The sequence below is a fragment of the Actinomycetospora flava genome (genome assembly GCF_037400335.1).
In the GTDB taxonomy this organism is placed as follows: Bacteria; Actinomycetota; Actinomycetes; order Mycobacteriales; family Pseudonocardiaceae; genus Actinomycetospora; species Actinomycetospora flava.
In genome coordinates this window covers 45,532-60,336 of sequence record NZ_JBBEGM010000017.1, presented here as the reverse complement: position 1 = coordinate 60,336, position 14,805 = coordinate 45,532, and the positions used below count along the sequence as shown (strand labels likewise).

The 14,805-nt window shown below is 69.2% G+C and carries 15 protein-coding genes, 2 pseudogenes and 1 other annotated feature; of the genes and pseudogenes, 4 read left to right on the top strand and 13 right to left on the bottom strand.

Features of this window, described 5'->3' with window-relative positions; translation table 11 throughout:
• Positions 1–161: 161 nt before the first annotated feature.
• Positions 162–791 carry a hypothetical protein gene (locus WCD58_RS29670; RefSeq protein ID WP_337706733.1) on the bottom strand — a complete coding sequence of 210 codons (630 nt, stop codon included), beginning with the start codon at positions 789–791 and terminating at the stop codon, positions 162–164.
• Positions 792–1,239: 448 nt separating this feature from the next.
• Here WCD58_RS29670 and WCD58_RS29665 point away from each other — a divergent pair, with 448 nt between their 5' ends.
• On the top strand, positions 1,240–1,848 hold the full coding sequence (locus WCD58_RS29665; RefSeq protein ID WP_337706732.1) for a hypothetical protein: 609 nt from the start codon (positions 1,240–1,242) through the stop codon (positions 1,846–1,848).
• A gap of 111 nt (positions 1,849–1,959) precedes the next feature.
• Positions 1,960–2,325: a histone-like nucleoid-structuring protein Lsr2 gene (locus WCD58_RS29660; protein ID WP_337706731.1), complete on the top strand. Its 366-nt coding sequence runs from the start codon at positions 1,960–1,962 to the stop codon at positions 2,323–2,325.
• Between the two features lie 655 nt (positions 2,326–2,980).
• On the opposite strand, the gene WCD58_RS29655 is transcribed toward WCD58_RS29660, so the two are convergent.
• Together WCD58_RS29655 and WCD58_RS33845 are read right to left on the bottom strand one after the other, a co-directional pair.
• On the bottom strand, positions 2,981–3,919 hold the full coding sequence (locus WCD58_RS29655) for an ImmA/IrrE family metallo-endopeptidase (protein WP_337706730.1): 939 nt from the start codon (positions 3,917–3,919) through the stop codon (positions 2,981–2,983).
• A 196-nt stretch (positions 3,920–4,115) separates the two neighbouring features.
• Complete coding sequence (locus WCD58_RS33845; RefSeq protein ID WP_337706783.1) at positions 4,116–4,772, bottom strand: hypothetical protein; 657 nt, start codon at positions 4,770–4,772, stop codon at positions 4,116–4,118.
• Between the two features lie 12 nt (positions 4,773–4,784).
• Between WCD58_RS33845 and WCD58_RS29645 the strand changes: the two are divergent.
• Positions 4,785–5,186, top strand: a pseudogene (locus tag WCD58_RS29645) (transposase); the annotation flags it as partial.
• On the opposite strand, the gene WCD58_RS29640 reads toward WCD58_RS29645, so the two are convergent.
• The 7 genes and pseudogenes from WCD58_RS29640 to WCD58_RS29605 form a co-directional block, all read right to left on the bottom strand.
• On the bottom strand, positions 5,183–5,674 hold the full coding sequence (locus WCD58_RS29640; protein ID WP_337706729.1) for an SRPBCC family protein: 492 nt from the start codon (positions 5,672–5,674) through the stop codon (positions 5,183–5,185). The pseudogene WCD58_RS29645 and the gene WCD58_RS29640 overlap by 4 nt on opposite strands.
• A 545-nt stretch (positions 5,675–6,219) precedes the next feature.
• Positions 6,220–7,137, bottom strand: a complete 918-nt coding sequence (locus WCD58_RS29630) for an IS3 family transposase (protein ID WP_337706781.1) — start codon at positions 7,135–7,137, stop codon at positions 6,220–6,222.
• Positions 7,060–7,181: a sequence feature (AL1L pseudoknot), on the bottom strand. Its footprint overlaps the gene before it by 78 nt.
• Before the next feature lie 6 nt (positions 7,182–7,187).
• On the bottom strand, positions 7,188–8,246 hold the full coding sequence (locus WCD58_RS29625; protein WP_337706728.1) for an IS110 family RNA-guided transposase: 1,059 nt from the start codon (positions 8,244–8,246) through the stop codon (positions 7,188–7,190).
• 230 nt (positions 8,247–8,476) lie between these two features.
• Positions 8,477–8,764 (bottom strand): annotated as a pseudogene (locus tag WCD58_RS29620) (transposase); the annotation flags it as partial.
• 2 nt (positions 8,765–8,766) lie between these two features.
• A complete protein-coding gene (locus tag WCD58_RS29615; RefSeq protein ID WP_337706726.1) occupies positions 8,767–9,147 on the bottom strand; it encodes a hypothetical protein in 381 nt (126 codons plus the stop codon).
• A 1,206-nt stretch (positions 9,148–10,353) separates the two neighbouring features.
• Positions 10,354–10,650, bottom strand: a complete 297-nt coding sequence (locus WCD58_RS29610) for a hypothetical protein (RefSeq protein ID WP_337706725.1) — start codon at positions 10,648–10,650, stop codon at positions 10,354–10,356.
• A 312-nt stretch (positions 10,651–10,962) separates the two neighbouring features.
• Positions 10,963–11,262, bottom strand: a complete 300-nt coding sequence (locus WCD58_RS29605) for a hypothetical protein (RefSeq protein WP_337706724.1) — start codon at positions 11,260–11,262, stop codon at positions 10,963–10,965.
• 129 nt (positions 11,263–11,391) lie between these two features.
• Between WCD58_RS29605 and WCD58_RS29600 the strand changes: the two genes are divergently transcribed.
• The gene (locus tag WCD58_RS29600) at positions 11,392–12,573 is read left to right on the top strand and encodes a helix-turn-helix transcriptional regulator (RefSeq protein ID WP_337706723.1); all 1,182 of its coding nucleotides are present in this window, start codon (positions 11,392–11,394) and stop codon (positions 12,571–12,573) included.
• A gap of 313 nt (positions 12,574–12,886) precedes the next feature.
• Here WCD58_RS29600 and WCD58_RS29595 read toward each other — a convergent pair whose 3' ends face one another.
• From WCD58_RS29595 to WCD58_RS29585, 3 genes are read right to left on the bottom strand one after another with little or no spacing between them, the layout of a single operon-like run.
• Positions 12,887–13,384: a cupin domain-containing protein gene (locus WCD58_RS29595; RefSeq protein WP_337706722.1), complete on the bottom strand. Its 498-nt coding sequence runs from the start codon at positions 13,382–13,384 to the stop codon at positions 12,887–12,889.
• Positions 13,381–14,076: a hypothetical protein gene (locus tag WCD58_RS29590; RefSeq protein ID WP_337706721.1), complete on the bottom strand. Its 696-nt coding sequence runs from the start codon at positions 14,074–14,076 to the stop codon at positions 13,381–13,383. The genes WCD58_RS29595 and WCD58_RS29590 overlap by 4 nt, the downstream gene beginning before the upstream one ends.
• Before the next feature lie 32 nt (positions 14,077–14,108).
• Positions 14,109–14,705, bottom strand: coding sequence for a hypothetical protein (locus WCD58_RS29585; protein ID WP_337706720.1), 597 nt, complete (start codon positions 14,703–14,705; stop codon positions 14,109–14,111).
• Positions 14,706–14,805: the final 100 nt, after the last annotated feature.

The window sequence follows — 14,805 nt, the reverse complement described above, 5'->3', positions numbered from 1 at the left end:
CCCTACGCCGGTCGCGGTCCGGGCCTGCCCGCACTGCGGCCACGACGTCAGCGTGGTCGCGCTGCTCACCACTCCCGAGGCGGCCCGACCTCCTGTCCCTGACCCGGCGGTGGTCCCACTGCGACGCGCCTGAGCCCAAGCTCCTGGCACCTGCCCGCGGGTCAACCCTCGACAGCGGGCAGGTGCTGGAGCAGCCGCTCGAACGCCGCAGAGTCACAGCGGTCCCGGACGACGCCAGTCCACGCCGCGGCCGCGGGCTCGACCCACCGCGGGAACTCCCACCGCACACGAGCCGCGCCAGCTTCTTCCACGGCCCGATACCACTCGCGCAACGGCCCAGCCAGAGTCGCGTGAAGATCGAACGACCGCCGCCGCCGAGTCGGGTCGCCCTCCCGCCGAGCACGCAGAACGTCCAACTCAGGCAGCGAGACCACGACCAGGTCGGCGAACCCGAGTTCCCCGCGAGTCACGGCCGCTCGGACGAGCTGCGACTCGCTGTCGAAGCGGGACCACGAGTCGGCGCCGACCCGCGCAAGACACCAGGAGTAGTGCAACTTGACCGGGTCGCTGTCGCACAGCACCACCGCGCTCGAGTGCTCCAACTCCAGAGCCTGACGCCAGCGCCGTGAATTCACTGCTGTCCAGAAGCGAACCTGAACCTCCGGATTTGACCCGTCGGGTTCCTCACCGGTCGGCGCATACTCCGCGACTACCGGCCAGCTCTGCTGCGCGCACCAGCTCGTCTTGCCCGCCGCGCTCGGACCCTCCACAGCGACGATCACAACCGCCATCGTCGCCGACCACTGCCACTTCCACCCCAGCCAGCCAGCCAGGACGCTAACCTCTCCCCGCGCCTGGGGAAGATGATTTAGCACCCCTGAGGAGCTTCGGTTAGCGCCATCAAGGGTCCTCGAACCGCGTTGATCAGACATGGCCGGTGACCCTGGAAGCGGCGTAACGGGGCGTCACGACCCGTCCTCCGCACGCTCCGAAGCGCCTACATACGAGACGGGCTTCCGCGACGCGCCTACCGACCGGCTTCGTCCCGTTGCGCCCCCGCGGACACCGTCGCGTCGCCGAGTCGGGCAGTGGGCGGTCCTCGGAGCCGGAGCCGCGGTGCTGCTCGTCGTAGCAATTGCGGTCGGCACGGCTGGCGGTGGCGGGCTAGACGTCAGTGGTGGCACTGCGTCGACCGAGACCCCTCTGGGGTGCCCACCGCCGGCGTCCGCGGAGCCGCTGTTGAGCACGAGCGCAGAGCTCGAGTGCATCGAACGCGCCCTCATCGGCCTCGTGTGCGACCTCGAACCTCTGTCGTTGCGGCGGGGGGAGCCGGGCGGCCGCGAGGGGAACTGGGTGCAGCAGTACTACGGGCCTTTCCCCTTCCGCGCCCAGTTCATCTACCAGCCCCGCGCCGGCATCTCCTTCCGCGTCTCCTTCAGTTGCACGATTCCGGCCGGCGGCCCGCCGCGCCGGCCAGCGCGCGCGGAGCTGACTCAGGCCGACTGGAACGCGATCACCACGCCGGGCTCCGCGCTACCCGGAAAGCTCCGGCCGCGGGCGCCCACCACGTCGACGACCACCTACCCTGTTCCGGAGCCAACTCGTAACGATTCCTCTGCGGACGCCCGCGCCGCGGACTGCTCGCGTCGGGCCTTCGACGTGTTCGGGCAATTTGCTCGGGGCGAGCTGACCTTCCCAGAGGCGCGAGCCGCCCTTCCGCCCGAGGTGCCGCCCTCGGCCTTGACCAACGCCGTCGAGGGGGTACGCCGGTACGAGTCAGACGGTCTCTCCACCGACGAGGCGATCACCGAAGCCGGTGGCGCCGTCGCCGAGACCTGCAACTATTGAGCTCACCACAACCGAGTCCCGACCTCGTCCCGGTAAGGTCCATTGCTTCACGAACGAGTTAATGGTCGTTTCCAGTTGACTTCCTGACCGCCGCCCGGACAATCCAGGACCATGGCACAGAGGACGGTTGTCTCCCTGGTCGACGACCTCGACGGCACCGAGGCAAATGAGACCGTTGAGTACGCTCTTGACGGCGTTACCTACGAGATCGATCTAAACGATAAGAACGCGGAGCAGCTGCGCGACGTCTTTGCTCCTTACGTCGCAGCCGCCCGTCGCACCGGTGGGCGACGCTCGACGGGTGGTGGGCGCTCCCGCTCCAGCTCCTCGAGGAGCTCGAGTAAGGGCGTCGTGGGCCGCAGCCGAGAAGCGCTGAAGGCGATCCGGGACTGGGCGCAGACCGAGGGCTGGGCGGTCAGCGACCGTGGCCGCCTTCCGAACAACGTCGTCGAGGCATACGACGCCGCTCACAAGTAGGCAGCTCCCGCGCCTCGGCTTGGGGCAGCCTCTCGCCCTACGGGCTCGGAGTTTCGCCCAGGTGGGAGAAACTCTTCGCTACGCCTGAAGAAGAGTCGGTGGCCGCTGGCCGCTTCCTGACCTCAGCGGTCTAACAGCGACACAGCCGGCCGGGTTGCGGTTGATCACCTTCGGCGGCGACCTGAATCAGGCAGCCAACTCCTACCTGTCCAACGTGCTGGTGTACGCCTCGCTCGCTCCCACCCGAGAAGTCGACCGGGGTGGGCACGCCGAGGCCCTCACCCTGTCCGCCAGGCGGGCAGTACCACGGTGTTTCGCCCCGCCGAATCGGCGCTCTCGACGCCGCAGGTGGGAAGGCATCTGAATCCATAGCTGCGTGCCTACCGCGAGCATGCCCGGTTTGCTGGTGAACAGAGGGCGCCACAAGTGATCCACTGGGCATCACACGCGATAGAGGGAAACAGTTCGTGGATCAGATCGTGGATCGAGATCAACTCGATCTCGCCGACAAGATCGTCCCGGGCGCTACCGGTGGGGCGTCGGCCCGCCGCCGCCACGCCGTCGAGAGGGAAACCCGACGGGCGATATCCGGGTCCGGGCGGGACCGACTGATGTGGGCAGGTCTCCCGCGGCGCGGGCCTCGATCCTCGATCGATCATTGGTGGTGTGGCACGAGGGAGGGGCGGGTGTCGGAGCCGGCTGTGATGACGGCTCGTAGCTGCTCGATTGGGACGTTGTTTTCCTCTGCAACGGAGTCCAGGCCGACTCCGTTGCGCTCGAGGAGGTCGGCGGCGGCCCCAAGCAGGGTCGGAGCCTCGGGTGGGCCGAGCGGAGCGACCTCGGGGTTCCCTCGCTGGGCGAGGTCTTGGTTGGCGCGGCGATAGGCCGTCGGCGACATGATCCCGAGGGCGTGGGCCCGGTAGACCAGGGCGCGCACGCTCGTGCCCCACTTGCGCTTGGCCTCGATGAGGCGTTCGAGGTCATAGCGCGCCGGCAGGTCGGGGGCGACTTGCTCAGCTGGCATCATGAACTCGGCGGCGAATCCCTGAGCCTGACCTTCCACGATCTTGGAGCCGGGCTCAACGTCGTGGTGCATGACCAAGTGCCCCAGCTCGTGGGCGGCGTCGAAGCGGCTGCGGACCAGGTCGTTCTTTACTGGCGACAACAGCACCAGCGGCCTGTACCCGGCATGAGTGGAAAAGGCGTCGACGTGAGGGTCGACGTAGTCCTCGGGTAGGCGGAGCACCAGCACCCCCCGGGCCTCGAGCAGCCGAGCGACGTGCGCGACCGGGCCCGCCTCGACTCCGAGGGCTTCGCGTGTATCTCTGGCGGCCGCGGCCACGTCGGAGGGATCGGGGTCGTCGAGCAGGGCCACCGAGGGCAGGTCGACGGCCGGGAGCTCGACGTAGGTCTCAAGGACCTCCGTAACCGCGAGCGCGAGCTCACCGAACGCAAGAGCCTGATCCCTCGAGAGCGCCGGGGTCGAACGCAGGGACCGGAAGTGCGCGGCATGCCCGGGAAGCGTCGGCACCGGGTGGTTTCGGCGGAAGAACTCTCCCGACACTCCGAGGGCCAGCCCAAGCTGGGCGGCCACAGGCGCGGTCGGGCGGGACTGGCTACGTTCGAACTGGGAGATGGCCGCGGGGTGAGCTCGACGCGCCTCGCCAGCTCGGCGCGGGTGGTCCGACCAAGACGGCGGGCCAGGCTCAGCCGGTCACCGTCGAAGTCGGCGACGGCGCCAGCCGCCCGCCGGCGCCGCGCGGCGCGGCGCGCATCGCTCTCGAGGACCATCAGCTCGCCGACGGACGAGACGTCGGGCGCAACGTCACCGGCGCGATCACAGTAGGCCGAGCGTCGAAGCGCGTCGGCAACGTGGAATCGCCTTCTGCCGGTCGCGTACCGCGGCCGCCGACATCACCTTCATCGCGCCACAGCAGCGCGGCGGCCATCCACGGGTGGCAGCTCTCACGCCCGGCCTCGTCGAGGCTGGGGACAGCGAGCCAGCCCGCGGTACGCCCGCTGGCGAGGTCCCCGCGGTAGACGACCATGGCGTGACCGAGCACGTCCGGGTCCTGGCCCATCGTCTCCATCCCCGGCAACGGCGTCCCGAACGCGGGAACATAGCGGGCCCGGTTCTCCAGAGCCGCCGTGCGAGGGACGACGCTGCTCTCCGACCACCGGCGCGAGCTGACGGCCTGGATGCGGCGCCACCTCTCCCTGACGTGGTCCGTCGCCGTCGACGCCGCCTCCGTGGAGGGCGCCGTCGTCGCCCGTCTCCTCCCGCCGCTGAACCTGAACTTCACCCCGGACAGCGACCACCGGCGGGCGGTTGCCGGAGCGCGCGGGCGGTTCAGGCTGCCCGCTTCGTAGCCTGCGGGAATCGTTGCTTCGGTTGGCGGCCGCTCCACACCCCGTGCGTCGATGGCGTCCTGGACGGTTGTTGCCATACACTTCCTCCGCTGCACGCACGGCACCGCGCGGTCGAGTTGGGCAAGTTCCTGCGCAAGATCGACACCGAGGTCCCCGCCGACCTCGAGGTGCACCTCGTGCTCGACAACGCCTCCACCCACAAGACCCCCGCGATCAAACGCTGGCTGGCCGCGCACCCGCGGTTCGTCCTGCACTTCACCCCGACCAGCAGCTTATGGCTCAACCTGGTCGAGCGCTGGTTCGCCGAGCTGACCACCAAGAAGCTGCAGCGATCAGCGCACCGCTCGGTGTCCGCGCGGGGCGCCGACATCCGCGCCTGGATCAAGGCATGGAACGACAACCCCAAGCCCGACATCTGGACCAAGACCGCCGACGAGATCCTCGACAGCATCGCCAACTACTGCCGACGAATTTCTGACTCAGGACACTAGGAGCTCTCCTCCACGGTGCTGGCGATCCGGGCTAGCGTCTCGGACATTTCGTCGCTGCTGATGAACGGGCAGAACGAGGCAACGGTGGGGTCTTTGACATCGGCCCAGTCGTAGGTCTGGGTGACCTCGGTGCCATCTGAGACCTCGCGCAGGCGGTAGGTGTAGGTGTGCCCGCCGGTCGTGACGCCGGCAAGCATGTCGACCAGCGAACATGACCACGACCGGTCGAGGTCGGGCGCCCACCCGAGGCAGGCGTACGGTACATACTCGCGCACAGTGTTGATGACACGGTAATCGCCGAGGTCGCCGCGGTGCATGTACATCGCAAAGGTCTGGCCGACCCCGGTGATGGGGTCAGCGTCCGACCCTCGTAGGAGCCCCGAGCCGTCGATGTCAACGTGACGGCGCGGATCGGCGAGCAAGGCGAAGACACGGGCCGCCGGGGCATGGACGACCCGGCTGACCTCGATCTGCTTAGCGCTGTCCATCTCGTCCTCCTCCGCAAAGCGCACCGGCCCACACCAGGCGCCGGAGGGGTGTCACGAGGAGTGGCACATCAGAAGATGATCGAATGTCCGATCCACTGCTGTTGCATAGGCCGTCGCACGGTGACGTTGACGACCGCTTCGCTACGTCACTATCACTGGGCGGCTGCTCCCACACACGGCAGCCGCGGTGACCACACCCGACCCCCACCTCATTGGACCTGGCGTTGGGTCAGCCCGGCCGTACGTAGTAGACGCTCTTGCCGACAGGGGCGGCGGGCTTTATCGCACACGGGTGGAGCTTTCCCCGCCCCGGAGCGGACCGCGCCGATCCTGCCGACCGGCCTGGGCTGCCCGAGAGGCCACCTACGACTACGTCCGGCACGGCACGGCACGACCACGCTGTTCGCCGCGCTCGAGGTGGCCACCGGCAAGGTTCGTCGACGCCTGCTTCGACCGGCATCGACACCAGGAGCTTCCTCAAGTTCCTCAAGCAGGTGGCCAAGGCCTATCCGTGTCAAGCCCCGGGTTTCGTAGCGGGCTGGTTCTCACGCGCCGAGGGCTCGTTGCGGGCGAGTTGTGGGGTCGCGGTGCTGTTCGTACTCCACCGGTGGGACCAGTCCGAGTTCGCCATGCAGCCGCCGATGGTTGTACCAGTCGATGTAGGCAGCGATCGCGGCCTCGAGGTCGTCGAGGCCTTTCCAGGGGCCCTTGTTCCGCACGAGCTCGGCCTTGAACAGTGAATTGAACGCTTCGGCCATCGCGTTGTCGTAGGAGTCGCCGACCGAGCCCACCGAGGCGACCACGTCCGCCTCGGCGAGTCGCTCGGTGTAGCGCACCGCCACGTACTGAACTCCGCGATCAGAATGATGTACCAAGTGCTTGAGATCGGCGCCGTCGCGCCGACGCAGCCACAAACCCATGTTCAGCGCGTCGAGCGCCAGGTCGGTGCGCAGATTGTTCGCGATCTGCCAGCCCACGATCCGGCGCGAGAACACGTCAAGCACGAACGCGGCATACACCCAGCCGCCGAACGTGCGGACGTAGGTGATGTCGGCGACCCAGAGCCGGTTCGGGGCGTCTGCAGCGAAGTGCCGGTCGACCAGATCCGGGCGGTCATCGCGGTCGCGCGGCGCCGGCCTGGTGGTCTGTGGGGTCCTCGAGCGCGTCACTCCGCGCAGGCCAGCGGCACGCATCAACCGCTCCACCGTGCATCGAGCGACCGAACCACCGTCGACGCCGTCCTGGCGGCGCAACGCCTCGTAGACCTTGCGCGCCCCGTAGACCCCGAAGTTGTCCGCGTGCACGTTCGTGATCGCGGCCGTGACGACCTGGTCGCGACACGCGCGAGCCGAGAGCTTCCTGGTCTTGCGGGCCCGATAAGAATTCGGAGCGATCTGCACGCCTGCGCTCCGCAGCGCCGCACAGATCGGCTCGACCCCGAATTTGCCACGGTGCTCGTCGATGTAGGAATCGACTAGCGCTGCGGGCGGTCGAGCTCCGCGATGCTCCTATGTCAAGCCGCCGGTGTGAGAGCGTCCATTTCGGCTTCTTTGCTGAGCTGGGGCGCGTGTTCGTCGGCGCGTAGCGCGGTGAACACGGCGTCGGAGAGTCGCCGGCGCAGCAGGCGCAGCGCTTCGGTGCGGGTCTTGCCTGCGGCGGTGAGCTTGTCGAGGTAGGCCCGGCCGGGGCCGATCCCGCGGGACTGGGTCACCGCGATCATGTGCAGGGCGGTGTTGATGGTGCGGTTGCCGCCGCGGTTGAGTCGGACCTTGCCGTCGGTGCGCCCGGACCAGACCGGGATCGGGGCGGTGCCGGTGAAGCGTGCGTAGGCGTCCCGGCTGCGGAAGCGGTGCGCGCCAGCGGTCTCCCCGAGGATCATCGCCGCGCCCAGCACGCCGCAGCCGGGCAGGGCCAGCAAGCTCGGCGCCAGCCGCCGCACCAGGGTCCGCAGCTCGACCTCGAGGGCGTTGATCTGGCGGGTGAGGTCTCGGCAGCGGCCGATGTGGTCGCGGGCCAGCCGGGCCACGAGGCCCTGGTCGTCGGCCAGGTGGGCCTCGAGTCGGTCCAGGACGCAGTAGCGGCGCAGCCCACGCGAGGGCACGTGCAGGGCGGGGTCGAGCTCGTGCAGCCACCAGCGCAGTCGGGCCTGCAGACGGGTGCGCTCGGAGACCAGGTCGCGGCGGTGGTCGACCAGCAGCTTGACCTCGCGAGTGGGTCCGTCGAGCTCGGCGACCGGGAGATCGGTGTGTCGCAGCGCGGCCACCGCGACCGCCTCGGCATCAATGGGGTCGGACTTGCCCGGACGTCGTCCACCCCGGCGGGCACCGGCCATGAGCTGGGTCGGCACTCGGACCACACGGTGTCCGGCACCGAGCAGGTCACGTTCGAGACGACGGGTCAGGTGCCGGCAGTCTTCGAGCGCGAAGCACACCTGCGCCCACTGCCCGGCCCAGACCACCAGCTCAAGGTGAGCATCGCTGGTCGTCTTCAGCGTCTTCTCCGCGACCCGACGTTTGAGGTCGTCGAGTACGACGACGGTGTGGCTGTGCTTGTGCGAGTCGACACCGATCATGACCACGGGCAGCTCCGGGAGTCGAGGCGAGCAGATGAGGGCCTCGGGACCGGCCGACCGGTGGGCACGCCTCAGTCGAGCGAGAGCAGGCTCCTATCAGGCCACACCCGCCGGCCGACCCCGACGCCCGGCGGAGCCGCACATCGCCGGACAAGCCACCGGCCACGAGGGCCGGGGCAGCGAAAAAACGAGCGAACCCCGCCGAGCGGTGATCATCGTGGCACTGACGCGAAGAAAGCCGACGCGGACTTCAGGATCGCGTTCGCCCGACGCAGCTCCCGCACTTCACGCTCAAGATCAGCCACTCGCTTCGACTCCGCGCTCGGTGTCCCCGGCCGCAGCCCGGCATCGACCTCGGCGCGAGCGACCCATCCCCGCAACGTCTCGGGATGGATCCCGAGTTGCCCCCCGATCTCGCGGCAGGCGCCTTTGAGATTGCCCGACTCTGCCTTCGCGTCCAACACCAGACGCACAGCCCGTTCCCGCAGCTCATCGGGGTACTTCCGCGGCGCCGCCACGATCACAGGCTCCCTAATGGGTTCACGCCCGCCATCAAACCCGGGGCGGGACACTGGCCGTCCAGATCGACCGGCACCGAGGCACCGAGCTGGGCGTACCCGCTCTTGATCAGGTCGTCGACCAGCCCGGTTTCGCGCCGATCAGCCACCCTCACCGCCGCCGTCACGGGCACCGCGACCCTCGTCCGCATCCGCGGATGGCCGGCGGGCCGCCGAACCAGCCGCCTCGGCCGAGCCCACAAGTAGCCACCGGACACCAGAACACTCAGCACGTCGGGCCAGGCGTCGGCATACTCAGCGCGCAGCCGTTTCCACCGGCAGTCCTCCAGACGCGCCAACCACGCCCGCGTGGTTTCGGCCATTGGCCGGCCGCTCGTGGACACGCCACCGATGGTCACACCGGCCGCCGACAACGGCGCGCCGACCCAACCGCTTGCCGGTGTCGTCCTGCACCTCCAGATCATGGTGGTCTTCGGCCCAGTCGTCGCCGAAGAACAGCACCGTTCGCGTCTCCCGTCTCGTCGCCGACACCTTGCGTCCGGCGGCACTCGGGAGATCGCCGACGGCCTAATGGTCCAGTGCTCGCGCCGTCATCGGCGGGCCACCTCATCCCCAGCAGCGGTCTTGCTCTCCCGACCGCCGATTGGGGGCACTATCTCCACCAAGGACTGACTGCCGTCCAGGCTGAGGGAGTGCTCACCCGCCGGTGGCTACCAAAGCTGGAGCTTCCCACAGAGTGGATCTTCTCGGGCCTGTCTGTTGGCGGTAGTACATCCGCCCGACGTTCCGAGCAGTTCGTGAGGCGCAACGGTCACAAACCCGACACGATCCGTCGCTGACGGTTGGACGGTGTGCGTTTTGTCGGAATAGTGCACCGGGCTGGCTGGGATGCCGTCGCGACCGGGGGGGCGGTGGCGGCTGTCGGGGCCCGGCCAGCTCACGCTGGCTACGTTCGGTCGGGTACGGCGCAGCCCTCCGCAACCTGGGAGTGGCCGCGATGCCGAATGACCATCTGGTGCGCGATCCGTTCGAGCGGTCGCAGCGTCAGGAGAGGCCTCGAAGAGCTGCAGGAACGAACACGAGGTCAGGAGACACCGGTAAAGCTGGGCCTCACATAGCCGAGGCGGCCGGGGGCCATGCCCGCATCGCTGACCATGCTGCTCGCGACGTGCCAACGGTGGCCGAGAGCTGACTCCCTCCGGGACGATCCCCAACTGCGACCCGACCCGCTTGCAGGCCTCGTTGCCCGACAGACCGGGCTCCTGCTCGCGGGCCTCACGCACCAACCTCTTGGCCCGCTGACGCATCTCCTCGCTGAACTTCCTCGGCGCCGGCACGATCGCCACCTTCCCGTGGGATCAGAGTGGTCCGCCCCGGGTTCGGTGGAGTCGGGTAGCTGGGGTCCTGGACCTGGTCGAGGCCGGTCGACCGGTTTTCGACGTCGTGCACCCGCCCGCCGAACCCGAACGCCGAGCCCGCCGCTCGATCGGAGGCGGCGCGCTTCCCGCCGGGCGCTACTAACGCGGGAGCGGATCAGGACGGTGCTTGGTGTGCCGCTCGACGAGGCCTCCGGGAAGGATAGGACTTGGTTAGGTCGCTCGGGCCGGCTCTCCCGCGCGTCGGCCCAGGGCCGGGCGGACCAGGATGATGCCGACGGCGGTGACGACGAGCGTGATCAGCGTCGCGACCTTCATCCAGTCCGGGATGGGGTCGGCCAGCCCGAGGACGGGCAGCAGCCCGGAGAGCGCGCGGACCACCACGGCGACCCACAGGGCTGCTCGCGAGGCGGACCGCCACCACGCGACGAGACCGGCCAGCGTCACCACGCCGAACACGACGCCGACCGCCCACGCCCACGGCGGCGCCTCGCCGGGCGTCGGGAGCAAGAGGCTCCCAAGGATGTCACTGACAGCGAGCGCGGCGAGGACGATCCCGCCGGAACGAATACGGGATCTAGGCACGCAAGCTCCTGACGAGACGGAGCGACCGGAGCCCCAGCCATGACCGAGACGGTCCGGGCCGGAAGCCCGCCCGCACGTTGGGGCCGGCCCGCAGCGGGGTCTCGATGCCGGCACGGACCACATCGACCTGCGATCGCCACGACGTCTCGCCACGACTCGGCCATGTGACGCCGGGCTCGCCCCCTCCACGGGGTGGAGCAACACGCGGCGTCGGCGGTCCGAGGTCGCGGGCGAGCCTCACGACCGGACCGCTTCGGCCTCGGTGATCAATTCGAAGACGAGGACTCCGTCGATTGACCATGCCGTACCGGGCGGGAACTGCGTCGCGCGCACCGCCGCGGCGGCGTCCTCGGCAGCCGGCGCCGAATCGAACACCACGACACCCTGGCCACGCGCGTTGTCGATGCTGCGCAACCACCGTCCCGACACGAAACCCGGCTGCTGCCACGCCCAGGGGACAACGTCGTCGTAGAAGTGACGATCGACGTCCTCGGGGCGAGCGGGGTCCAACGTCATCCCCACGATCATCGTGTACATCTCGGCTCTCCCACCTCAGTGACGGTGCCGATCTCGCCGGCGTCCACAGCGTGGGCCAGCGAGAGGAACCGACCCATACCAGGAATGTGGTATGTCCCAGGAGGGCGAGGGCTCCGTACGGTTGACGCCGTGACCAGCGACTCGACGCAACGCGCGATCGACAAGATCGCTCGGCTGACCGGTGAGGCCCGCGACCTCGCGGAGTTCTGGCGTGAATGCACCGAGGTCATCGGAACGGTCGTGCCCTACTACTGGACGCCATGCTGGTACACCCTCGACCCCGCCTCCCTGCTGATCACCAGCCATTACCACCACGGCCTCTCGGAATTCCCTGCCGACTGGCTCGCCCACGAGTATTACGGCGACGACGTCAACAAGATCGCTGACATCGCGGTCTCCGAGGCCGGAGTCGCCACCCTGCGTGAAGCCACCGGCGGCGACCCCACCAGCAGCCCCCGCTACCACATCAACCTCGGGCTGGGCGGCGAGCAGGAGATCATCACCCGGCTGCGGACCGCGTCCGGCCAAGTCTGGGGCGCCCTCGGTCTCTACCGGGAACCCGGACGCGCCCTGTTCGACGACACCGACAAGCGCCTGCTGCGCGCGCTGAGCCCGCATCTGGCCGAGGGCGCCCGCCGGGCCCTACTGATCGGGGAGGCCACCGAACCCGACACACCCAACTCGCCCGGGCTGGTCATCCTCGACCAGCACTGGAACATCGCCTCGACCACACCAGGCACCGAACGATGGCTCGCCGAACTCCCCGACCCCGACCACGACTCGAGCCCCGACTCCGGCCGAGCACCGCCTGCGGTGCTGGCAGTCGCCGGACGCGCCCGCCGCATCGCCGAGCACCCCACGCACCCGGCCGGAATCACCGTCGCCCGGGTCCGTTCGCGCAGCGGGTCCTGGCTCGTGCTCCACGGTGCGGTGCTGCGCGAGAGTGGCCAACCACGCACCGCGATCATCATCGAGGCTGCCCAACCGGCCCGGATCTTTCCGCTCCTGATGTCGGCCTACCACCTCACCACCCGAGAACAGGACATCACCCACCAGGTCCTGCACGGCGCCTCAACCGCACAAATTGCCCGCGAACTGCACATGTCACCGCACACCGTGCAGCAACACCTCAAGGGTGTCTTCGACAAGACCGGAGTCCGCAGCCGACCCGAACTCGTCGGAAGAATCTTCTTCACCCATTACGAACCCCGCTTCCGCGACAACGAACGACGGACCACAGACAACCGCCCGATGCGAGGAGGCCCCGCAGCCCTCAACCGCAACACCGCTGACCCGCCACCATCGACTTGACGACCTACACCGACTCCGATCCGACTAAGAGTCCTACGCAATGTCTGACATCGCACGTGCCGACACTCCATCGGGACCGAGCCCATCACCGTTGTCCGCGCCAAGGGATCGTGACCGGGCTGTTCCCCGACGCCGCCGCCCCGCACTCGCGGCACCCACCGACCCCGCCGTGGTCCGGCCCTCACACACCGTCAGAGAAGCCGGTTATCGGCTCCGGGCCGTCCCGCGAACACCGAGCGCGGGACGAGCGACACACCAGTGACTGAGAGGCAACATTGTGTCGGCAGCGGCGGCACGTCTCGACGTAGCTGGTTTAGAACACCAGCCCGTGCCGCTGGACCAGCACGTCGGTCCCTTCCAGATCGAGGTCACAGCCGTACCTCGCGGCGAGCTCGACGAACACTTCGGGATCGACGTCATGGCCGAGCGCTTCCATCTCCCGGAACATCTGCTCCAGACCGCCCGGCGATGTCATCTCGAGAGTGCCGGCGGGCTCGTCGCCCGCGTTCCAGAACGTATGCCATTGTCCGCGCGGCCTGACGATCAGGTCACCGGGGCCGGCTTCGACTTCGACGTCGCCGAGCAGGGCGCCGATGCGACCCCGAGTGACGTAGGCGATGTCGTCCTCGCGACTGTGACGGTGAAGTGGCGCAGCCATAACCCGCGGTGGGAGCAACAGCTCCATCAATGAGAACCGTCCCGAGGTCGCGCCCGCGTCGAGAAGGTATCGAGTCTGATATCCCCCGACGTCGGTGATCTCGCCGGTGCCGGCGGCGAGGACGCCCGGCGGGAGCGCTGAATCGAGTGTCATCGCGCCTCCGTCCCTGACGACGGCGACCACCGCCGCCGGACCAGCGCGGTCGCGCCAGCGACGGCGATCCACGCTGTGAGCAGCATCGAGCCGGCGAACAGGTCGAGCAGCTGCTCGCTTCCCAGCAGGTAGGCGGCGAATCCGGCGATCCCGAACGCGACGGCGCCGACCGCGCCCAGGACGTTGAGCACCGGGTGGGCGAGCCTGCGCCCGCCCAGCAGGGCGAGTGCGGCGATCGGGAACGCGCCCAGCGGGTAGACGATGCCCGCGGTGACCGTGTGCGCGGTCAGGAACGGCGTCGGCTGTCCGGCCAGCAGCGCGTGGTGGTCGGCGGCGGCGAGCAGGTGCGGGACGCTCTCCACGACCCAGACGATCGCTGCGCCGGAGGCGACCCGGGCGGCCGTCCGCGCTGCGCCGGACAGCACGCCGCTGCGGGCGAGACCGAGGAAGCCGGGGACGAGCAGCGCCACGAACACCAGGAGCAGGAGGTGCGACGGGGTCCACAGCGGGTCGCCGATCTCGGCCGCTACCGCGGCGTCCCCGGACAGCGTCGGGTCACCCGTCGGGTGCAGCAGGCTCCCCACGAAGCCGAGGACCCCGGCGACGAGCAGCAGCGCCGGCCACCGGTCGAGCACCGGCGTACGGGACCCGACATCGACCGCCGGGTTCGCACCGGACGCAGGCATGGACATCGTCTCTCTCCCTCCTGTTCCGGGGGCGCTGTTCACGCGACGCGGGCCCGCTCGCGCGAGCCGACCGGGACGGATGCTTCGACGACGACGGCGAGCCCGAGCGCGGCGTATCCGAGGAACCACCCGACGAGGGCGGCCCAGAACCCTGCCTCGGTGGCGACCGCGATCGCCACCGGCAGGAAGACCACGAACACGTAGGCCCCGATCACGAGGGGGACGATCCGTCGCCAGCTCGACCAGCGGTGGGCGCGCAGCACCGCGACGCCCGCCAGCAGCATGCCGAGGCCGATGACGAGCGGGGCGACCTCGAACGGCATCGCGGCGGTGGCCTCGTCGAACGGCTCGATGAGCTCAGCGCCGGTCAGCACCACGAAGCCCGCGATCGCCACGCCGATCCCGATTCGACCCCACCGCCCGGAGCCGGCGGCGCCGAGCGCGGCGACCCCCGCGAGTCCGATGATCATTGCCAGGTGGGCCACGGCGGCGAGGGTGTTCGTGGCCAGGCTGACCTCGTACGGGAGTGTCGCCAGCTCGTACGCGGCGAAGGCCGCACCGAGCAGGCCTCCGCCGATACCGATGAACCCGGCGTTGCGCGCGAACCCGTTGCGTGGTGTTGCGGTGGTGTCCATGACTGCTCCTCGCTGTCCCGTCGGAGTCGCGGCGGAGGGACCTCTGCCGACGCCGGGAACGCTACGAAGCGAGGTGACCTGCGACATCCGGGTGCGCACG